This window comes from Mucilaginibacter sp. (assembly GCF_039921305.1).
In the GTDB taxonomy this organism is placed as follows: Bacteria; Bacteroidota; Bacteroidia; order Sphingobacteriales; family Sphingobacteriaceae; genus Mucilaginibacter.
Window position 1 is genome coordinate 166,308 of record NZ_JBDSCA010000028.1, and the last position, 21,494, is coordinate 187,801.

A 21,494-nucleotide genomic window follows, 5' to 3' on the forward strand; every position below is an offset into this window, starting at 1 on the left:
TGGTTATCAAAATTTTAAAAAAAATCTAAAATCAAAATAATGATCAAAGTGAAATTAAGAGCTATTAACCTGCTTCTGTTAATGTGTTTATCGGGTATAGCTGCCGCGCAGGTAGACAATAAAGTACTGCCATTAGACCCCGCCGTACGCACCGGTAAATTACCCAATGGGTTCACGTATTTTATTCGCCACAATGAAGAACCTAAAAACAGGGTAGTGATGTACCTGGTAAATAAAGTAGGGTCGATACTCGAAACTGACGACCAGCGTGGATTGGCTCACTTTATGGAACACATGAGTTTCAACGGAACTACCAATTTCCCTAAAAACGAATTGGTCAATTACCTTCAAAAGTCGGGGGTTAGATTTGGCGCCGACATTAACGCCTATACCAGCTTTGATGAAACTGTTTATGAACTACCCTTACCTACCGATAACCCGGATCTGCTGAAGAATGGCATTCAGATAATGCGCGACTGGGCACATAACGCAACCTTGGATGCGGACGAGATCAACAAAGAGCGGGGTGTAGTATTGGAAGAAAAGCGCTTAGGCAAAGGTGCCGCCGAAAGAATGCGCCGTATATATTTTCCTTTGATATTGAACAATTCGCGCTATGCGGAAAGGACCCCTATAGGGACTGATGAAGTGTTGAATAATTTTAAACCAGAGGCCATCAAACGTTTTTACCAGGATTGGTACCGTCCGGACTTACAAGCTCTTATTGTAGTTGGCGATATTGATGTAGATCAAATGGAACAAACCATCAAGGCAAAATTTGGTGATCTGAAGAACCCGGTTAATGAAAAACAACGTACAAGATATACAGTACCACTTACCAGCAAAAATCAATTTGTAGTTGTAACGGATAAGGAAATGACCGCTACAACGGCTGAAGTCCTGTTTAAGCACGCAGCTACCGAAATGAAAACAGCAATTGATTACCGCAAGGGAATTGTGAACTCATTGTTCAATCAAATGATAGCGTATAGATATGCAGAAGTTACCCGCCAGGCCGATCCGCCGTTTGTACAGGGAGGTGCTGGGATTTCGGATTTTATTGCGAACCTTGATAATTACGGAGTGTCGGTAACAGCTAAACCGGGTGAGCTTGAAAAGGGCTTTAAAGCAGTATGGCGTGAATCGGAGCGGGTAAAACGTTTTGGTTTCACAGAGACGGAATTGGAGCGGGCTAAGATCGCTTATTTGAGTAGTATGGAATCTGCTTTAAAGGAAAAGGATAAAATACAATCTATCAACTTAGTTCAAGAATACCAGGAATACTTTTTAAAAGGAACCGCCGCTACAGGTATCGTGCTGGAGTACGATATGGCTAAATCCGATATGCCAGGCATTACACTTGAAGAGGTTAATGCGCTGATCAACGAGTATACTAAGCCGGTTAATCGCGATATATTAATCATGGCGCCTGAAAAGGACAAAGCACAATTACCTGATGAAGCTACCATTACCGGTTGGATGAGCGCGGTAGAGAAGGAGAATATCGTACCTTACAAAGAGGAAGCAAACAAGCTGCCTTTATTAGCAAAAGAGCCTGTTGCCGGCAAGATCGTCAGCGAAAAGAAAGACGATCAGTTAAATATTACTACGCTGATATTAAGCAATGGCATAAAGGTTATATTAAAACCAACGGAATTTAGAAATAACCAGGTATTGTTTAACGGATTTTCGCCAGGCGGTACGTCGTTGTACAACGACGTTGACTACCAGTCGGCTGCTAGTTCTGGCTCTGTTATACCTGCGGGCGGTGTGGGCAATTACAACGTCACCGATCTGGGAAAATATATGTCGGGCAAACAAGCTGCGGCGAGGCCATTTATCAATGAACGTTCACAAGGAATTAATGGCAGTTCAACACTAAAAGATCTGGAAAGCGCCTTGCAATTAACCTATGCATACCTTACTGAGCCTAGAAAAGATGTAAATGCTTTTAAAGGCATCATCACACGCTCAAAAGCAAGTATGGCCAACCGTTCAAGCGATCCCAAAACTGTATTTAATGATACCATAAGTGCTGTATTGGGTAATCATAACATACGCCGTACCGCACCTTCAATTCAAAAGATTGAGCAAATAGACCTGGATAAGGCATACGCTATTTACAAAGAACGCTTTGCAGATGCATCTGGCTTTACTTTTACTTTTGTGGGTAGCTTTGATGTGACCATAATTAAGCCACTGCTCGAAAAATATTTGGGTGGCTTACCATCAACAAACGCACACCAGGTAGCAAAAGATCTGGGTATCCATGCCCCCGCGGGCAGGGTAGAAAAAACGGTTTATAAAGGTACGGAACCCAAAGCAACGATCGACCTGGTTTTCTCCGGAACTTATGAGCATAGCGCAAGCAATAATATTAAAATGAATGCCCTGAAAGAAGTTTTAGAGATCCGTTTGCTGGAACGCTTGCGCGAAGATGAAAGTGGGGTTTATTCGCCACAGGTATCTGTTAGTACTGCGAAATATCCTGAAGGCCGTTATTCGCTCGTTGTTTCCTTTGGCTGTGCACCACAAAATGTCGAAAAGCTTATCACATCTGCATTGGACGAGATCGGCAAATTAAGAACGGTTGGGGCAACACAGGTTAATTTGGATAAATTTAGAGCTGAGGACAAAACATCAACAGAAACTCAATTAAAAAGCAATGGCTGGTGGTTAAGTTACCTGGTTGGCCAGCTGCAAAATAAAGAAAGCCTGAACGAGGTTGATAATTATATTGCCGCATTGGATAAGGTGACCGTTGACAATATCAAAGAAATGTCGGTTAAATACCTCAGTGGGAAAAACTATATTAGGTTCGTATTACTGCCGGAAACTAAATAATTAGATAGGTTTCACAAATTCAAAGTGATCTTTTAGGCAAATAAAAAGCCCCACTGGCGAGTGGGGCTTTTTCAAAATCTTAAAGCAACTTACTGTTCTCTTACATCAACAACCTCATAGGCATCCGTACCATTATCATTAAATGGCGAATAATAAGTGTTGTTATAAAACATGTAGCGGTTGCCATTTACAGTAACTTCCTGCGCGCCATCGGGCAGGTTATAAACTACTGCGCCGTAAGGGGCCGCTGCAACCTCGTACCCGTTGCCATAGTTACGGTAAAAAGTACCACCGTAATAGTAAAAGTTCACACCATTAACAGGTATTTCACTAAAGCCTTCCGGTAACGAATTGATCCGGATACCAACTGGCGCGGCAATAACCCTGTAACCGCTGTTATAGGGCTCATAATACACGCCATTGTAATAACGGTATGGGTGGTTTTGCCACGATAAAGAGATAGCTGCACCTAAAAGCGCTCCGGTAAAAAAGCCTATCGGGTGATAGCTCGGTCCCCAATAATAAGGGCGGTATGGGTGATAATAATAACCATAATGCGGGCGGCCAAACAAACTCACCGGCCTTACGGGATGATAATAGCTTACCCGCGGACTACCATAATACCCACCACGCACATAACCCCTGTTAACTACTGTGGTGTGGTTATACACCGTACGGCCATGATAGCTACTTGTTGGGCGATAGGCATTGGTATGTACCGATGTACGGCCAAAGCCGTTGCTCCTAACTGTAGTAGTACGGTTAAAGCCATTACTGCGTACTGTAGGCGAAGGCCTGTTGAAACTATTGGTATGTACCTGCGACGAAGGTCTGGTCATGCTACCTCCGGATGATCTCGGACTAAATGACCGGGCCGAATGCCCGCCACTAAATCCACCACGGCTGGGCGCGCTTGTATGCCCGCCACCAAAACTACCATGGCTTGGTGCACTTGCGTGCCCGCCACCAAAACCACCACTTGTGTGGCCTCCGCCACCACCATGTCCACCACCGCCGTGGCGCTGCGCCACTCCCTGTAAAGATATTGCCGTTAAACCTGCAAATGCAACTACGGCAACCTGTTTAAATATCTTGTTCATTCTATTTCAGTTTAATATTTATAATAGATTAAACGTATTTTATGATCATTAGTTTATTCGGGCAAAATTAAATGTTCCTATAGTACTCACGTACAGGGGCTAAAATAGCTATCGGTTTACAATCGGTGAGCGCTATGCTGATATGCACCATATCAGGTGCAATCAGGCAAAAAAAGCACAGAATTGTTTCCTTAACGGGAATATATGCAATACTCTTAAAATAGCCGAGGTCATTTTTAATGATGGTTTAAACACATGAAGATACATTTTAAAACAGCACCCAATACCAATAATTAATTCGCAATTATCACAACAATATTACGCTCGCCAGCGTTTAACTTTTATAATTGAACCTCATTCAGTTAGGCTAATAAACCGATTTTTCAACCAAATTTTTCAACCCATGGCCGAATTAACCGCTTCAACCAGCAAACCGCACGGGGGAGTCCGTCGCAACCGCATGTCAACCCGTATCGATCTTACCGCAATGGTCGATCTGGCATTCCTGCTCATCACCTTTTTTATTCTCACCACCACACTCTCAAAGCCCAAGGCCTTTAATGTGGCGATGCCCGAAGATACAGGTGAAATGAATGTTCCTGCCAGTCGAACCATGACCATTTGTCTTGGCAAAAACGATCAGGTAGTTTCCTACTTAGGCTTAACAGAAAGTCCGATCACCACACCTAAAATTACAGGCTTCAGTAAAGAAGGCATCCGCCAGCAAATTATCGAACTAAGCAAGCAGGTAACCAAAACATCGGGTAAAGATATGATCGTATTGCTAAAAGCAAGTGATCATGCTGTTTACCAGGATATGGTTGGCGCTTTAGATGAATTGCATATAGCAGGTGTAGATCGCTACGCCATAGTAGATATCACACCAAAAGAAGTAGCCCTTTTAAAACAAAAAGGAGTTTATTAATAATAAGCTACGAAATATATTCGTACTCAAAAGGGTGGACTTGTGCGACTCTCTCCCAACGGGAGGGTGTAGGGAAGGGGTTGTGCTGCGGTATGTATGGCGAATGAACCCCTCCCTGCCCTGCACACAAAGCACCGCGCCCTTTCCTAAGGAAGTGAAAGATTCAATTAATAAAATTGAGGTTATTGCTTTTTAAGAGAGTAATAATACCGGCTCGCTTTTCTTTTCAGGCTCATCTATTCCCAAATTAACCTTTTAGTAAAGCAATTCCTTGTTAAAAGGTATCAATTATTAAATAAAACGCACCTAAAGCTTTAATGCTTACACGCATAAATGTTATTTATTAAAATCCCCTTAAAAATAACTATAAAATATATTTTTACTTGTTTTTGGCTTTTTAGTTAACTTATGTTTCCTTAATTTGAGCCAATAATTGCGAGGATGAAGATATTCCATTTAAGTGCCGAATGCTACCCTATTGCCAAAGTTGGCGGTTTGGGCGATGTGGTAGGCGCGCTACCTAAATATTTAAACCAGGCCGGGCACCAGGCCTCGGTTGTGATACCTTATTACGACCGTAAGTTTACCCGCGAAAACGAATTTGATATCGTTTTCGAAGCATCATCGCGCCTGGGCGACAGGCGTTATGATTGGCAGGTGTTAAAAGAAAAAACCGACAAGCTTGGCTTTGAACTCTTCCTGATCAAAGTACCCGGTTTGCTTGATCGCGAAAACGTTTACAGCTATCCCGATGAAACGGAACAATTCCTGTTTTTCCAGATCGCTTTTTTAGATTGGATAAACTGGAGCCAGCAAATGCCCGATATTATTCATTGCCATGATCATCATTCGGGCCTGGTTCCATTCCTGTTACAACACTCCGCGCTTTACAGGCGTATCCATACCATACCAACCGTGTTCACTATCCATAACGGGCAATATCACGGCGCTTTTGGTTATGATAAATTACATTACCTGCCCGAGGTAGACCCTAATTTTGTAGGTTTGCTCGACTGGCGCGGCGGTATCAACCCACTAGCATCGGCAGTAAAAACGGTTTGGAAATATACTACCGTATCGCCAAGTTATTTGCATGAGCTCACCATCCAATCAAACGGACTGGAATACCTGTTCTGGCTCGAAAGGGCAAAGGGCTTAGGCATCATCAACGGCATTGATACCCAGGTTTGGGACCCGGCAACCGACCCCATGCTGAGTACAAACTATACCGTTAAAAAGGTTAACGCCGGTAAGCTGGCTAATAAAAAAGCACTTTGCGACCGCTTTAACTTATCGGTTGATAAGCCATTGTTCACCTTTATTGGCCGTTTGGTTGGCGAAAAAGGGGCAGACCTGTTACCCGGAATTATCCGCAGGATATTAGATGAGCATCCCGACGAGATCAACTTCCTGATATTAGGTTCGGGAGAGGCTGATGTGGAGATGGATCTGACGGGTTTGAAAGATCAGTTCGCCGGTAAGGTAAATGTGTTTATTGGGTACGATGAAGGTTTGGCCCACCAGATCTACGCCGGGGCCGATTTTCTGCTCATGCCATCGCGCGTGGAGCCCTGCGGCCTGAACCAGCTTTACGCCTTACGTTACGGAACCGTACCCATTGTGCGCAGTACCGGCGGCTTAAAAGATACCGTGATTGACTTTGGTAACGACGATGGCTATGGCATCACCTTTAATAATAACGTGCTCGACGAAGCCTGCCACGCTGTTTGGCGCGGAATACAACTTTATCAAAACACTGAGCACCTGCAGCTGTTACGTAAGCGTATGATGGCACTCGACTTTTCGTGGGATAAATCGGCAAAGGAATACATTAATTTATACGAAAGCTTAAACACTAAACATATATGACATCGAAAGTAATTTGCATTGTACTTGGAGGTGGCCAGGGAAGCCGCCTTTTTCCGCTAACGGCCACGCGTTCAAAACCAGCCGTTCCCATTGCCGGAAAATATCGTTTGGTGGATATTCCTATTTCAAACTGTTTACACTCGGGTATCGACAGGATATTTGTGTTAACGCAGTTTAACTCGGCTTCGTTAAACAAGCACATCAAAAACACCTACCACTTTAGTAGTTTTAGCAAGGCTTTTGTTGATATTTTGGCCGCGGAGCAAACCCCCACCAGCGTAGCCTGGTTTCAGGGTACGGCCGATGCGGTTAGGCAGAGCCTGCACCACTTAAATGTACATGAGTTTGATTATGTTTTGATAGCATCCGGCGATCAGCTTTACCAAATGGATTTTGAAGAAATGATCAATAACCATGAGCAAGCTAAGGCTGATATCTCTATCGCGACTATTCCGGTTGCTGCTACGGATGTTCCCGGATTTGGTATTTTAAAAACCGATACCAGCAACTGGATAACCCAGTTTGTTGAAAAACCTAAAACAGATTTTGAATACCTGCAATCGGAAGTAAGTGATGATATGAAAGCTGCGGGCCGTACTTACCTGGCATCAATGGGTATTTACGTTTTCAACCGCAAGGTATTGTTTGATCTGTTGCAAGGCAATGAACGTACCGATTTTGGTAAAGAAGTTATCCCGCAATCTATCGATAATCATAAAGTTTTAAGCTATCAGTACACTGGTTATTGGGAAGATATAGGTACCATACCATCCTTCTTTAACGCCAACCTTGAGCTGACTGATGATATACCGAAGTTTAATTTATTCGATAAGAACCATATCTATACCCGGTCGCGCATGTTGCCGCCGTCTAAGATCTCTGGCCCTAAGTTGAAGAATACTATTATATCCGATGGTTGTATCATCAATGCCAGCGAAATTACCCGCTCGGTTATTGGTATCCGTACCCGGATAGGTTTTGATAGTATTATTGATAACTGCTACATTATGGGTAGCGACAACTACCAAACGCTTGAGCAAATTGAAGAATCAAAACTAACCAACACCCCAATTATGGGTATTGGCGACAGGTGCCACATTAAAAACGCCATTGTAGATAAAAACTGCTATATAGGTAACGATGTAAAGATCAACTGCGGCGATACCCCACTGGTAAACGGCGACTATGATAAATACACCGTAATGGATGGCATTGTAGTTTTAAAGAAACGCGCGGTAATACCTGATGGTACCGTGATTTAGTTAAAACAATCTGATTTTGGTGTAGTTAATTATTCATAGTAAAACAATAAAAATAAACCACTATGAAAAAAGTATGCTGTATGATTGCCTTAGCGGCGATCACCCTCGGAAGCGTTTATGCGGAAACTCCCGTAAAAACCACTAACAAAGTAACGGTTAGCGATACTACCAAAAAGGTGAAAGTGAAGGCCAAGAAAAACGGCACCACTAAAAAGAAGATTAAAGTGAAAAAAGATACTACTGCTAAAATGTAGTTTTAGTTTTTTATTCTAAATAAAAGCCTCCCCGATGTGAATCGCGGAGGCTTTTATGGTTTAATAGCTTACTATTGTATATTTATATCAGAGACTCCCAAAATTAACATGTCATCGGAAGAGAAAAGTAAATTACTCGAGCAGTTTTATATTGAATATAATAATGAGAATTATACGGCTGCTAAAGAATTATTGGAGACTATTAAAGCGCAAGAAAAGAAAACATCGTTTTGGATATACTCCCGTTTAAGCTCCTGTTATTATGAACTCAGGAACTACAACATAGCATTTGAGTATGCTAAAAAAGCATATAAATTACAACCATGGTCGCCGTTGGTATTATGGGATTACGCAGGCGTACTGATCATGTTAGACAAAGAAAAGCGTGCAATCGAGTTATTATTGCGAATACAAAGCATGGAAGATGATTTGACAATTTATGGATTTTCGCACCCAGAAATAAAATGGATGAAGTCGTTTAAACTCGATTCAAATTTTTTGATCGGAAGAGCTTATTACCAAATAAATCAAGACCGTTTTGCAAAGGAATATCTTTTGAAATATTTGGCACAACGAAAACAAGGCCTACGATCTATATATAAAAAAGCAGACGTCGTTAAATATTTGAAGAAGCTTGAAAAAGCTGATAGTTAACCGAGCACATAATACTATATCACGTGCTTGGTTAATTTGTTTATAGCGTTATTGTTTCTCCTATTGCAGGCAGCTTTAGCACCAATCCTGCTTTAATAAACTTCTCCATCGCCTCGTTCTTATCAATTTTGATAACCGGGAAAGAATCATAGTGTACCCCGATCACATTTTTACAATTGAAAAAGCTGGTTGATTTAATGGCATCGTCAACCCCCATGGTGTAATTATCACCTATTGGCAGGATGGCCCAATCCAGGTTCTCGTCTTCCAAAAGCTTCATATCGTAAGTTAAAGCGGTATCACCCGCGAAGTAGATCTTTTTGCCTTCGGCGTAGATCACAAAACCTGCGGGGTTGCCACCGGAAGATCCATCGGGCATGGTGCTGGAGTGTACAGCATTTACCATTTTAACACGGCCAAATTCAAAGTTGAACGCGCCGCCAATATTCATGGCGTGTACGTTGGTTACGTTTTGTGTACCTAACCAGCCTGCAATTTCGGCAATGCAAATTACTTTGGCACCGCTGTTTTTTTGCACAGTTAATAAATCGGCAACATGGTCGCCGTGGCCGTGTGATAATAGGATAAAATCTGGCTTCAAACTATTAACATCAACGTTTTTAGCCAGTTCGTTAGGCGTAATAAATGGATCGAAGAGTATTTTAATGCCATTAATTTCTAATTCAAGGCATGATTGGCCGTAGTATGTCGCTTTCATAGATGGTTGATCAGTTTTTTTATACTAATTAACCATTTGTTTTTTGAATTGTTGCGTGAGCGGGAAAGGTATTTTGAAATGTGACAGAAGCCGGGGGACAAACACAAATAAAACAGTGTCATTGCGAGGCACGAAGCAATCGCGAACTATGCAAAGCAGATATGAAAAGCGGCAATACTTCTGTGCGATTGCTTCGTGCCTCGCAATGACAGGTGGTGGAGAGATTACGTAATTTACTTTCCGAACAAACTACCTAAACCACCCATATCGCCCAGCATATTCCTGGTCATGGCGGCCATTTCGGTTTGGCTTACATTTTCGGCTTGGTCTAAGGCCTGGTTAATGGCGGTTAGGATAACATCTTCCAGCATTTCTATATCGCCCTCTTTTAGTACAACGGGGTCTATCTTGATGGATTGGATATGCTTGTTGGCATTAGCGGTAACTACCACCACGCCGCCGCCTGCGCTTCCGGTAACGGTAATATCATCCAGGCGTTTTTTCACTTCGCCGGCTTGCTGTTGCGCTTGTAATATTTTATCAAACATGGCTTATTCAGTTTAATACTTCAATATTCGTTATTCAAAATTCTGTGTTCGATATTCAATTTCTAATCATCCGTACTATCGCCTGTACCATTGTATGCGCTTTTGCGCACTATCGGCATCCCGGCAGCGTTAAACAGATCATCTAATTTAAGCAAACTACCATTGGCTAAGTTTGATAACAACACAATAGTGATATCGTTTTTCATGTCGCGCAAATAAATGTGCCTAAAGCCATGCCACCAGCCGGTATGGTAAATCACCTGCTGACCGGGAGCCTCAAATATCCGCCAGCCATAACCGTAGTTAAAGTGGCCATGCAACCAGGGGTTACGTGGTACGTAGGCCGAATCCATTGATGATTTTTTGAGCAGCACGCCTTTGCGCAGGGCATGATCAAACAAGTACAGATCGGCAACGGTGCTGTAAATACCTTTATCGCCCACCGGGCCATCCAAAAAGTTTTGCGCTACCGAATACTTCCACTGGCCCCTATCGTGGCCAATAACGTGTACCGGTATTTTATTGTACACGGCTTTTGAGTAAACATCAGTATGCTTCATCATGGCCGGAACAAAAATATTCTGCTTTACCCATAGCGCGTAACTTATCCCGGTTACCTTTTCAATTATCGCACCCAAAACCATAAAATTTGAGTTATTATATAGAAAGCGAATATTGGGTTTATTAAACGGGTGCGGTTTGTATTGGGCTATCATATCCATCACCTGTGCATTGGTGATTCCTTTCTTTTGATCGCGATGCTCTTTGCGGAAAATATCATCCACAAAATAAACGTAGTTCATCATCCCGGAGCGGTGGGTTAGCAAAAGCTTAATGGTTACCCCATCGTACGGAAAGTTTGGAAAAAACTCTTTTACATTTTGATCCAGCCGCAATTTGCCACGCTCCATCAGCATTAATATAGCGGTTGATGTAATAGTTTTTGATACCGATGCCAGTTCAAACTGGTAGCCCAGCTTAAGGCTGTCGCGGCGGAGGTAATCGGCCCAGCCTATCGCTTTTTCGTATATTATTTTTCCTTTTTTGGCTACCAGCACATTGCCGTTAAACCCGCGGGTTTTATGTAGCTGCATAACCACCTCGTCAATCCTTTTATCGGCGTTGCGTGGGTTGTAAGCCAGTATGGCGGTATCCATTTTAACATTCGGCAAATCGGCGGGTTCGGAAAGCTTGTTGCTGTGTGAGCAGGATTCAAATAAAAAAATTACCAGTGTAGAGAGTAAAAAACCTTTCAAAACCAATCGCATAGCGTAGTATAATTCAAATTTATAAAGGGGGTAAAACTAATCTATTATATACTGTACAGCATATAATAGTTTTAAACAATTCCACAAAGCAAATTGTTTTCGATAAAAATTAATGGGCTTTTAATGTGTGGCTTTGCGGTACGATGTGATGTTGCCGAAGTTAAACTTGATGCCAATGTGCCAGCCACCATATTGCTCATAATTGCGGAAGGTGAAGATGGGATCGGAATACCCATCAAGGCCATAGCCAAATACATAATTCATTTGGTAACCGGCTTCCAACATTACAGAAGGCTCATCATAAGCATTGTAAAACTTATATTGATAACCCACTTTAACAGGGATCATAATATTGGTGCTATGATCAGCACCACCGTAAGAGTAGGTACTATCCGGATTGACGCGGTTGATAGCTGTTATGTTATTGTACACTATGCCTAAGCCTGTGCCTACATAAACATTACTTAGCGCACGGCTTATAAAACCACCGTTTTCGTAATCCAGAAACTCGCCAAATTGTACTGTGGCCTGTAGGGATGCACTTTGGAAACGGTTGGCATAATCACGGTAATATGGGTCAAAGGCTGCATATGTTTTAGATATGCCCGCCAATGTTATCAGATCGGCAACGCTGGTGCCGGTAATTGCCTTTGAAGCCTCACGATAATAATCACTATAACCACCAGTTAGCAAGCCAAACTCGTAAACCAACGAAAACGTGGTGAACGGCGACATGTTATACGATGCATTAAAATTAATGGCAGGATTGTATGATGAAAATGGAACATCGGTAGTAGGCTTTAAAGTGCTTACACCAAACCCCATGCTATATTGATGATAGTTGTACCCCACCTGAGCTTTAGTTGTAAAAACGAGGGCCGGTAAAACAATTAGTAGTAGTAAAGCTTTTTTCAAAATATATATTATTATGGGGCAAGATAGTTAAAACATCATCAAACTTTTTTTGCCTATGTTTACCAAAAATAAAGTTTCATTTGTTAATATCATGACTTCTTTTAAAAAATCTGATCTTAATTTTTCTGTAGTAGAACGTTTTTTTCGCTACGTAATTGTGGATACCCAGTCAGACCACGCATCTTTATCGCAACCATCAACTTTAAAACAAAAAAACCTGGGTTACATACTGGTTAATGAGCTTTTAGAAATTGGTGTTGCCGATGCTCACCTTGATGAGTTTGGTTATGTTTACGCAACCATTCCGGCTAATACTGCAAAGCCAAATGTACCTATAATTTGTTTCTGTTCGCACATGGATACTTCGCCCGATTGTAGCGGGCAGGATGTGAAACCCATCATCCACAAAAACTACAAGGGCCAGGACCTGGTTTTACCCGATGATAACAGCCAGGTATTGCGCATGAGTGAGCACCCCGACCTGAAAAACCAGATAGGTAACGACATTATAACCGCCAGCGGAACCACTTTACTTGGCGCGGATAACAAAGCAGGCGTAGCCGAAATTATGGATGCGTGCTACCAATGGATGAATCACCCCGAAATTAAGCACGGCACTATCCGCATTTTATTTACTCCGGATGAGGAGATTGGCCGTGGTGTAGATAAGGTTGATATTAAAAAATTAGGCGCTTACGCGGGATACACCATTGACGGCGAAAGCGCGGGTACCATGGAGAACGAAACGTTTTCGGCAGATGGGGCAAGGTTGATCATTAATGGCATTAGCGCGCACCCTGGTTTTGCTAAGGGTAAAATGCAGAGTGCTATTAAAATTGCCGGAGCAATTGTAGCCGCCTTGCCGCACAACCTATCGCCGGAAGGAACTTCGGGCAAGGAGGGCTTTGTACACCCGGTTGGTATTGAAGGGCAGGTGGAGCAGGCTGCAATTGATTTTATTATCCGAGATTTTGATGAGGGTAAATTAATACAGCATGCCAATACCATTAAACAAATTGCCAACAATGTATTGCTTGCTTTCCCCGGCGCTACTTATGAGCTACAGGTTAAGGCTCAGTACCGCAACATGAAAGTAATGCTTGACCAACACCCACATATTGTTGACCATGCTATGGAAGCGCTTAAACGCGCAGGCATGGAGCCAAGATTAAGGAGCATACGTGGAGGTACGGATGGTTCGCGCTTATCATTTATGGGCTTACCCTGCCCTAATATTTTTGCGGGGGAACATGCTTTTCATGGTAAGCAGGAGTGGGTATCGGTACAGGATATGCATAAAGCGGTAGAAACCATTTTGCATTTGGGCGAGATTTGGGAAGAGAAGAGTTAACCAATAATATTTAAAACCCCTTGTCATTTCGAACGAGGTACGAGGAGAAATCTTTTGCGAGCGTTAGGTATACTTATCGCTTAAAAAGCCGCTCATAAAAGATTTCTCCCTTCGGTTCGAAATGACATTTTTTTATCATATACCTATGAGCGATCAAATAGCTGCATCAGAATTAATTATTAACGAGCGTGGCTCTATATACCATTTGGATGTGCATCCGGATGAGTTGGCTACAGATATTATTACCGTTGGCGACCCGGACAGGGTTGGGCAAGTTAGCGATCACTTTGACAGGATTGAGTTTAAGCGCCAGCATCGCGAGTTTGTTACCCATACGGGATACATTGGCACAAAGCGTTTATCGGTAGTATCAACCGGTATTGGTACCGATAATATTGATATTGTGCTGAATGAGCTGGATGCTTTGGTGAATATTGATTTTAAATCCCGCAAGGTAAATGCTAAACCTGTGCAACTCAATATTGTACGCATTGGTACTTCGGGATCATTACAAAAAGATATTCCGGTGGATAGTTTTTTGGTGTCGACTCATGGTTTGGGCATTGATAACCTGCTTAATTTTTATGATAATCAACCCAGCCGCACCGAACTGGATATGTTGGAAGCCTTTGCTGTGCAAACTAAGTTAAGCACCAAGGTATCGGCCCCTTATATAAGCGCTTGCAGCCCGGATCTGTTAAAACAGTTTGATCAGGGTTTTCATAAAGGCATCACGGTTACTTGCCCTGGCTTTTACGGGCCGCAGGGAAGGGTGTTGCGTTTGGGTTTAAGCAACCCCGGCTTTATTGACAGCCTTACCCATTTTAATTACGAAGGCAACATTATTAGCAACTTTGAAATGGAAACCGCGGGGCTATATGGCTTAGGGAAATTGATGGGCCACCACCTGTTAAGTTTGAACGCTATAATGGCGAACCGCATAACTGGTGAGTTTTCTAAAGATGGTAAGGGTACGATGGATAGCCTGATTTCAAAAACCTTAGAGATCCTTACAAGAGCTTAGGTTTTCCACACTTTTGCCACTAAAGCGCTGAATGTTAGTATAAAAACCGGCTAAAATTACTAACATTGGGGAAAATTATGCCAATTCGCAAATTGGCGCGTAAAAAATTTCCCAACTTGGGGAATTAAAATTATCCGTTATAATGCGAAATCATCATTATAAGCGTATAAGGCACATAATAATGTTTGTCGGTAGTTCGGTATAACTTTTGCCTTTTAGCCAGCGTATACACTTACTATTAATACCCAAAGAATAAATATATCTATAATCACCATGAAAAAAACCTTACTAATTGCTGCGATATTTGGCTCATTTGCAGTGGTTTCTTGTAAAAAAGATCAAAACAACAATATTGATACTGCTGTTACTTCGCTTAACGATGTTAAGGTACCTGCAGGTTTTACCTGGGAAAGCTCAAGAAATTTAAATGTAGATGTTAAAATAACAGATACACGTTTTGGCGCTGCTACAACACACTCTATTGCTGTGTATGATGGCGATCCCTACACCACCGGGCATTTATTAACAAAAGGCGGCGCAACATCAGTAAATGATTTTGTTGCTACCGTTTATGTTCCAACTACTATTACACAATTATATGTAGTAAAAACATCTCCGGATAATTCAACCATCGTTCAAAAAGTTGCTGCAGGCACTTCGGATATTCACTTAACCATTGGATCGGTTGATGCTGCTTACGCTGTAACAGGTAAATCAAGTGCAATGCAATCATTCGCAACCGCGCCCACCAGTCCTGATTGTAGTGGCGGTACTGCCATTACTGCCAATAAAAGCGACCTGGATATGAACAGCGGCGATGTTTATAGCGTTACCGGAAACAATATTACAGTTGGCCTGCGTAACGTTAACGGCGGAACTTTAAAGGTTTGTGGTACCAACGTTACTGTTACCGGTAATTTAAGCGGCAATGGTGCTTTGATCGTTACTACAAGCGGAAGCGTAACCTTCACTGGTAACTTAAATAACAACGACGCATCAATCACTAACTTTGGTACTTTAACTATTCCTGGTAACAGAGCCGATGCTGGTCACTTTTCTAACTATGGCGTTTGTACTATTAATGGCGACTGTAACATGAATGGCGCCACCGCGATATTTTACAATAGCGGAACATTAACCATTACCGGTGGATGGCAAGGTGGTACTACCGGTACAGCAACAAATGATGGTAGTATGGTTGTTACTAAAAACTTCCAAACCAATAAAACCCCATTTATAAACAACTGTAGCTTATATGTTAAGCAAAATTATAACCAGGATCAAGGTACAGTTAAAAACTATGGCCTGATCAAGGTTGACGGTACAAGTACATTAAACGATAATGTAGAATTAGGTTTATACAACAGCGCCGAGTTTTTAACTGTTAACCAAATAGTTAATGGTAAGATAATTGGTTATGGCAGTACATCATTAGATAAAATAACAGGTACTACTATTATTTTTAACAACTCGGGCGCGGTGAACGGAAACGTACAAGTTTATGCTGTACAAGGTATCAACAGCCAATATAACAGCAAGATCGTTTCTCCGGCTACTCTGGATAACAGCGTTTACATTGCCAAAACCGGCTGTAATAGTGATGGTAACGGCACCCAGGTAGTAGAAGATTTCGATAAAGACGGCGTTGCTAATAACTTAGACGCTTACCCTAACGATGCTGATAAAGCTTATAACATTACCGGCGCAAGCGGTACTGTAGCTTACGAAGACCAATGGCCTGTTAAAGGTGACTTTGACCTGAACGACGTAGTTGTTGGTTACAGCTATACTTTGGTAACCAGCGCTGCTAATAAAGTAGTTACCGTGAGCGGTGCTTATACATTATATTCACGTGGTGGCGATTATACTAACGCTTTCGGTATTGAGTTCCCGGTAGCTAAAGGTTTGGTAAGTGGTTTGGCTATTACCAAAGGTGGCACAGCTGTTACGGCCCCAACTTTTGAAGCGGGCCAAACTAATGCCACTGTTATATTATTCACTAACATGAAAGATGAGATGGCCACTTACAATACTAAAATTGGCGATATCTTCTCTCCATACAAATCATACAGCATCAGCTTTAACATTACTGGCGGAATAGCCTTGAGCACTTTTGGTCAGGACGCTTACAATCCATTCATTTACAACAGTGGTCGCGGACACGAGGTTCACCTTTCTGGAAAAACCCCAACAAGCCTTGCCGATGCAACATTATTTGGTACCAAGGACGATAATACCAGTGTAGCTGTAAGCCGTTACTATGTAACTAAAGCCGGCTTACCTTTCGCTATTAATGTACCAGTTGTGTTTAACTACGTAAGTGAGGGTAAAGATATCACCACAGCGTTCCTGCACTTTGCAGACTGGGCAGCGGCAGGTGGCAGCAGCTATACCGATTGGTACAGCAATACGGCTACAGGTTACCGCAACTCAGCAAATATTTTCACCCACTAATAAACATTAGTTTATTACAGATAAAAAAGGCCCCGAATTATCAGGGCCTTTTTTGTTGTATATGGAACGGCTGTGATCAGGGGGCTATAGCAACATGTCTTTTCGTTAACTATTATCCTTTCAAGGGCGGGAGTGGGAAGATTTTAATGCGCCTCCAGCCAGTTATTGCCCTGGCCAATTTCAACCACGATAGGTACCACGGTTTTAATGGCGTTCTTCATATTCTCTAATATAATGGGTTTCACTAGTTCGATCTCGTTTTTGTGTACGTCAAACACCAACTCATCATGCACCTGCATCGTCATGCGCGAATCAAATTTTTGTGCCTTAAACTCCCGGTGAATATTGATCATGGCTATCTTGATCATATCTGCCGCCGAACCTTGTATAGGCGCGTTTATAGCATTTCGTTCGGCGTAGCCGCGTACGGTTTGGTTGGCCGAGTTAATATCACGCAGGTAGCGGCGACGGCCCATTAACGTTTGAACATAGCCGTTTTCGCGGGCAAAGTTCATGGTATCGTTCATGTAGTTTTTAATGCCGGGGTATTGCGCAAAGTATTGTTCAATAATTTCGGCGGCTTCCTTGCGGGGAATGTTGAGGTTTTGCGATAAACCAAATGCCGATTGCCCATAAATAATACCAAAGTTAACCGCCTTGGCATTGCGGCGCATAGTGCCGTCAACCTCTTCCAAAGTTTTGCCATACACCTTGGCCGCTGTAGCGGTGTGAATATCGATACCTTGTACAAAAGCTTCCATCATATTGGCATCCTTGCTGATCTCGGCAATAATGCGTAACTCTATTTGTGAATAATCCGCGGATACGATAATATGATCCTCATTACGGGGAATGAAGGCTTTACGTACTTCGCGGCCACGTTCTGTACGGATAGGGATGTTTTGCAGGTTAGGGTTGTTAGAGCTTAGCCTACCCGTTGCAGCCACAGCCTGATTGTAGGAGGTATGCACACGGCCCGTCTTGGGGTTAACCATCAGCGGAAGCGCATCTACATAAGTGGACTTCAACTTTTGTAACTGGCGAAAATCTAAAATATCCCGAACAATATCGCTCTTGTTAGCTAATGCCAGCAATACATCTTCGCCGGTTTGGTATTGGCCGGTTTTTGTTTTTTTAGCTTTAGGGTCAAGCATTAGTTTCTCAAATAAAACCTCGCCTAATTGCTTTGGCGATGCGATGTTGAAACGTACGCCTGCTTTTTCGTAAACGGTTTTTTCTAATTTACTGATATCGACCTCTAAATCTTTGGAGAATTCTTTTAACGTGTCGTGGTCTATCCGTACGCCTTCAAATTCAATATCAGCCAAAGCATACACCAAAGGGTTTTCAATATCTGTTGCCAGTTTAGTACCGTTAACTTCTTTCAGCTTAGGTTCAAAAATCTCTTTTAACTGGAGTGTGATATCGGCATCCTCGGCGGCGTAATCTTTTATTTTATCAACTTCTACATCCTTCATCGTACCCTGACCCTTACCTTTAGGACCTATCAATGTGGTAATAGACACGGGGGAATAACCCAAATAATTTTCGGACAGCAAGTCCATATTATGGCGGGTATCCGGGTCAATAATATAGTGGGCCAGCATGGTATCAAACAATTCGCCCTGCATGGTGATGTTATAATACTTGAGCACCAGCATATCAAACTTGATATTCTGGCCTATTTTGCCTATCGCGGGGTTTTCAAATATCTCTTTAAACTCGTCAACTATAGGTTGGATCAGATCGCAATCTTTAGGAACAGGAACATACCAGGCCTCGCCTTTTTTGATGGAGAACGACAATCCAACCAAATCGCATTGGTTAGCATCTGTTCCGGTAGTTTCGGTATCAAAGCAAATGCTTTTTTGCTGGCTGAGTAGTTTAATCAGTTCGGCACGGGTTTCAAAGGTATCGGCTAAGTGGTATTGGTGTTCGGTATTGTTGATGTTTTTTGATGGGGCGGTGTATTCTTCCTGAATGTTGGTTACATCCAGTGTCATGGTAGTAGTACCTTCCGGAGCTTGCGGGCTGCTAAACAGATCGTGCTGGATGGATACGTTTTTGATCTCGGTAATGCTTGTTCCATCGCCAAAAACACGGCGGCCAAGTGTTCTGAATTCTAACTCGGCAAATAAAGGCTCTAATAGCTCGCGACTTGGGTCGCACATTTCCAACCCTGCTTCATCCAGTTCAACCGGAGCATTCAGGTTAATGGTGGCCAGCCTTTTAGACAGTAAACCTTGTTCGGCAAAAGCCTCAACATTCTCGCGTTGTTTGCCTTTTAACTCATGGCTATTGGCGATGATGTTCTCCATCGAGCCATAAGTTTTGATCAGTGATTTAGCTGTTTTTTCTCCTATTCCGGGGATTCCGGGGATATTATCAACGGCATCTCCCCAAAGGCCTAAAATATCTATTACCTGCTCAACGCGCTCAATTTCCCATTTGGCTAATACTTCTTTTACGCCTAATATTTCCATATCGTTACCCATACGGGCGGGTTTGTAAATGAAGATATTATCGGATACTAACTGTGCAAAGTCCTTATCGGGCGTCATACAATATACCTGGTAGCCTTTTTGTTCGGCTTTTTTTGCCAGTGTACCAATGATGTCGTCAGCCTCAAAACCATCCGAAGTAATAACCGGGATGTTGAAGCCTAAAACTACTTTAAATATGTAGGGCAATGCCTTTGATAAGTCTTCGGGCATGGCTTCGCGGTGGCCTTTATAATCGGCAAACTCGGTATGGCGTTCTGTTGGCGCATCGGTATCAAAAACTACGGCCATGTGGGTTGGCTTTTCTTTACGCAAAACTTCGAGCAGGGTATTGGTGAAACCCATTACCGCCGATGTATTTAAACCGTTGGATGTAAAGCGCGGGGTTTTACTTAAAGCAAAATGCGCCCGGTAAATCAGGGCCATGCCATCTAACAAAAACAGCTTTTTCATTATATATTACGAAGATATTTTTTAATATTTATAATTATATTTAAGTCCGCAATGCGGCGGTGCTTAAAATTATTTAAGCTAAGATAAGCAGATAAATTTTGCATTGTAACCTTAAACCTTAATTATCATGAAACACATTGTTTACGTTCCGGGTTTGGGCTATAATTTTAATCCTGACCTATCGATGGAGGCTTACGCCAACCGCCTGCGCATTGCCCTGGAGAACAATAAGCCCCCCAAGCTTAAATACGAGATCAAGATTACCAAAGCCAAATATGGTGGCAAAAGCAAGTATTTTTCGGATATAGCGACCATTACCGAAACCGATGGCAAAACAACCACGACTATCTATAAAATTTACGAATTTAAGTATGGCGACGAACTGATTACCAATTTTAAAAAAAGCAACAAGTTTACGCAGCTCATGCTGGTAACATTTGCCATTGCAGGCAGGTTGGTTGCGATAGTGAGAAGTTGGTTCGGGCCTAACGGGATGAGCGTGAAACAGCAGTTTCAAACCATATGGATGTTAATACTTGCCTTATCTGCCATGGTGCTCGCGCTTGCTGTTTTCGCGGCTATACTGACTACTACAGGCGCGGTATTGGCCCAATACACAACTAACGGCAATTTTAAGCACTTTGAAGACTGGCTACACACACATAAACCTGCAATGTTAAGCTGGCTGGACAAAAAATCGGTAAAAACAATAAGCCTGGGTATTGAATCTTTTATTTCGGCCTTGTTTTTATTTAACAGCAATTATAAAGACACCTTTTATCAATCAACCACGGAGTTTTTGTGTGCCCACAATTATTTGAAATATGGTTTTTGCCGACCGGTTATTTTAGGGAAAATGGATATGCTTTTGCAGAAGATAGCCGAAGAGGAACCGGAGGAAGATGAAATAAGCATTCACGCCTATAGTTTTGGAAGTGTTATAGCGCTCGACTTTTTATACCCGTTTGGCCATTCGCCGTCAAAGCTGGTTATAAATAGGGTGAGTACTTTTGTATCGGTAGGCTGCCCTTTTGATTTTATCAGGACTTATTATCCTAACTTTTATAAAGGTAGGATGGACTATAAGCTGAGTTTAAATAAATGGGTGAACATTTGCTCGAGTACCGATATTTTATCATCAAATTTCAGGAACGATAACAAGAATGCGGAAGCTAACGTAGGGATAATTAAAGATGGCCTTTTACCTCAAAATGTGATATACGATACTATAAACCCTAAAACTTTAAAATTTAGCGATTATTTAATGCTGATAAGCATTAAGGCGCATAGGATGTATTGGGATAGCGATATTGTTGGCCAAAGTTTTATGGGCACTGTTGTTGAATTGCTGTAG

General features: G+C 42.2%; 16 protein-coding genes. 10 read left to right on the plus strand and 6 right to left on the minus strand.

Going from position 1 to position 21,494, the window contains the following annotated elements:
- Positions 1-39 precede the first annotated feature (39 nt).
- Positions 40-2,844: an insulinase family protein gene (locus ABIN91_RS08975; RefSeq protein ID WP_348050691.1), complete on the plus strand. Its 2,805-nt coding sequence runs from the start codon at positions 40-42 to the stop codon at positions 2,842-2,844.
- 89 nt (positions 2,845-2,933) lie between these two features.
- Here the strand turns inward: ABIN91_RS08975 and ABIN91_RS08980 are convergent, their stop codons facing one another.
- Positions 2,934-3,944 carry a DUF6515 family protein gene (locus ABIN91_RS08980; protein WP_348050693.1) on the minus strand — a complete coding sequence of 337 codons (1,011 nt, stop codon included), beginning with the start codon at positions 3,942-3,944 and terminating at the stop codon, positions 2,934-2,936.
- A 403-nt stretch (positions 3,945-4,347) separates the two neighbouring features.
- On the opposite strand from ABIN91_RS08980, the gene ABIN91_RS08985 reads away from it, so the two are divergent.
- From ABIN91_RS08985 to ABIN91_RS09005, 5 genes are all read left to right on the plus strand, one after another.
- Positions 4,348-4,869, plus strand: coding sequence for a biopolymer transporter ExbD (locus ABIN91_RS08985; RefSeq protein ID WP_348050695.1), 522 nt, complete (start codon positions 4,348-4,350; stop codon positions 4,867-4,869).
- Between the two features lie 441 nt (positions 4,870-5,310).
- A complete protein-coding gene (locus ABIN91_RS08990) occupies positions 5,311-6,738 on the plus strand; it encodes a glycogen synthase (RefSeq protein WP_348050697.1) in 1,428 nt (475 codons plus the stop codon).
- The gene (locus ABIN91_RS08995) at positions 6,735-8,000 is read left to right on the plus strand and encodes a glucose-1-phosphate adenylyltransferase (protein WP_348050698.1); all 1,266 of its coding nucleotides are present in this window, start codon (positions 6,735-6,737) and stop codon (positions 7,998-8,000) included. Before ABIN91_RS08990 ends, ABIN91_RS08995 begins: the two co-directional genes overlap by 4 nt.
- A 62-nt stretch (positions 8,001-8,062) precedes the next feature.
- Complete coding sequence (locus ABIN91_RS09000; protein ID WP_348050700.1) at positions 8,063-8,254, plus strand: hypothetical protein; 192 nt, start codon at positions 8,063-8,065, stop codon at positions 8,252-8,254.
- A gap of 108 nt (positions 8,255-8,362) precedes the next feature.
- Positions 8,363-8,908, plus strand: a complete 546-nt coding sequence (locus ABIN91_RS09005) for a hypothetical protein (RefSeq protein WP_348050702.1) — start codon at positions 8,363-8,365, stop codon at positions 8,906-8,908.
- Between the two features lie 40 nt (positions 8,909-8,948).
- On the opposite strand, the gene ABIN91_RS09010 is transcribed toward ABIN91_RS09005, so the two are convergent.
- The 4 genes from ABIN91_RS09010 to ABIN91_RS09025 all read right to left on the minus strand — a co-directional run bounded on the left by ABIN91_RS09010 (position 8,949) and on the right by ABIN91_RS09025 (position 12,357).
- Positions 8,949-9,626 carry a metal-dependent hydrolase gene (locus ABIN91_RS09010; protein ID WP_348050704.1) on the minus strand — a complete coding sequence of 226 codons (678 nt, stop codon included), beginning with the start codon at positions 9,624-9,626 and terminating at the stop codon, positions 8,949-8,951.
- Positions 9,627-9,859: 233 nt separating this feature from the next.
- Positions 9,860-10,174 carry a YbaB/EbfC family nucleoid-associated protein gene (locus tag ABIN91_RS09015; RefSeq protein WP_348050705.1) on the minus strand — a complete coding sequence of 105 codons (315 nt, stop codon included), beginning with the start codon at positions 10,172-10,174 and terminating at the stop codon, positions 9,860-9,862.
- Between the two features lie 62 nt (positions 10,175-10,236).
- Positions 10,237-11,442 carry a serine hydrolase domain-containing protein gene (locus ABIN91_RS09020; RefSeq protein ID WP_348050707.1) on the minus strand — a complete coding sequence of 402 codons (1,206 nt, stop codon included), beginning with the start codon at positions 11,440-11,442 and terminating at the stop codon, positions 10,237-10,239.
- Between the two features lie 120 nt (positions 11,443-11,562).
- The gene (locus tag ABIN91_RS09025; protein ID WP_348050709.1) at positions 11,563-12,357 is read right to left on the minus strand and encodes a hypothetical protein; all 795 of its coding nucleotides are present in this window, start codon (positions 12,355-12,357) and stop codon (positions 11,563-11,565) included.
- A gap of 91 nt (positions 12,358-12,448) precedes the next feature.
- Between ABIN91_RS09025 and pepT the strand changes: the two genes are divergently transcribed.
- From pepT to ABIN91_RS09040, 3 genes are all read left to right on the plus strand, one after another.
- Positions 12,449-13,708, plus strand: a complete 1,260-nt coding sequence (gene pepT / locus ABIN91_RS09030) for a peptidase T (protein WP_348050711.1) — start codon at positions 12,449-12,451, stop codon at positions 13,706-13,708.
- 145 nt (positions 13,709-13,853) lie between these two features.
- A complete protein-coding gene (locus ABIN91_RS09035) occupies positions 13,854-14,732 on the plus strand; it encodes a nucleoside phosphorylase (protein ID WP_348050713.1) in 879 nt (292 codons plus the stop codon).
- A 273-nt stretch (positions 14,733-15,005) separates the two neighbouring features.
- Positions 15,006-17,186, plus strand: coding sequence for an LruC domain-containing protein (locus tag ABIN91_RS09040; RefSeq protein WP_348050715.1), 2,181 nt, complete (start codon positions 15,006-15,008; stop codon positions 17,184-17,186).
- Between the two features lie 143 nt (positions 17,187-17,329).
- Here ABIN91_RS09040 and polA read toward each other — a convergent pair whose 3' ends face one another.
- Complete coding sequence (gene polA, locus ABIN91_RS09045) at positions 17,330-20,140, minus strand: DNA polymerase I (RefSeq protein ID WP_348050717.1); 2,811 nt, start codon at positions 20,138-20,140, stop codon at positions 17,330-17,332.
- A 127-nt stretch (positions 20,141-20,267) separates the two neighbouring features.
- Here polA and ABIN91_RS09050 point away from each other — a divergent pair, with 127 nt between their 5' ends.
- Positions 20,268-21,494, plus strand: coding sequence for a hypothetical protein (locus ABIN91_RS09050; protein ID WP_348050719.1), 1,227 nt, complete (start codon positions 20,268-20,270; stop codon positions 21,492-21,494).

Bases quoted from the DNA above. Each gene is read 5' to 3' on its own strand.
- ABIN91_RS08975 (WP_348050691.1), top strand. From the start codon at position 40: ATGATCAAAGTGAAATTAAGAGCTATTAACCTGCTTCTGTTAATGTGT.
- ABIN91_RS08980 (WP_348050693.1), bottom strand. From the start codon at position 3,944: ATGAACAAGATATTTAAACAGGTTGCCGTAGTTGCATTTGCAGGTTTA.
- ABIN91_RS08985 (WP_348050695.1), top strand. From the start codon at position 4,348: ATGGCCGAATTAACCGCTTCAACCAGCAAACCGCACGGGGGAGTCCGT.
- ABIN91_RS08990 (WP_348050697.1), top strand. From the start codon at position 5,311: ATGAAGATATTCCATTTAAGTGCCGAATGCTACCCTATTGCCAAAGTT.
- ABIN91_RS08995 (WP_348050698.1), top strand. From the start codon at position 6,735: ATGACATCGAAAGTAATTTGCATTGTACTTGGAGGTGGCCAGGGAAGC.
- ABIN91_RS09000 (WP_348050700.1), top strand. From the start codon at position 8,063: ATGAAAAAAGTATGCTGTATGATTGCCTTAGCGGCGATCACCCTCGGA.
- ABIN91_RS09005 (WP_348050702.1), top strand. From the start codon at position 8,363: ATGTCATCGGAAGAGAAAAGTAAATTACTCGAGCAGTTTTATATTGAA.
- ABIN91_RS09010 (WP_348050704.1), bottom strand. From the start codon at position 9,626: ATGAAAGCGACATACTACGGCCAATCATGCCTTGAATTAGAAATTAAT.
- ABIN91_RS09015 (WP_348050705.1), bottom strand. From the start codon at position 10,174: ATGTTTGATAAAATATTACAAGCGCAACAGCAAGCCGGCGAAGTGAAA.
- ABIN91_RS09020 (WP_348050707.1), bottom strand. From the start codon at position 11,442: ATGCGATTGGTTTTGAAAGGTTTTTTACTCTCTACACTGGTAATTTTT.
- pepT (WP_348050711.1), top strand. From the start codon at position 12,449: ATGACTTCTTTTAAAAAATCTGATCTTAATTTTTCTGTAGTAGAACGT.
- ABIN91_RS09035 (WP_348050713.1), top strand. From the start codon at position 13,854: ATGAGCGATCAAATAGCTGCATCAGAATTAATTATTAACGAGCGTGGC.
- ABIN91_RS09040 (WP_348050715.1), top strand. From the start codon at position 15,006: ATGAAAAAAACCTTACTAATTGCTGCGATATTTGGCTCATTTGCAGTG.
- polA (WP_348050717.1), bottom strand. From the start codon at position 20,140: ATGAAAAAGCTGTTTTTGTTAGATGGCATGGCCCTGATTTACCGGGCG.
- ABIN91_RS09050 (WP_348050719.1), top strand. From the start codon at position 20,268: ATGAAACACATTGTTTACGTTCCGGGTTTGGGCTATAATTTTAATCCT.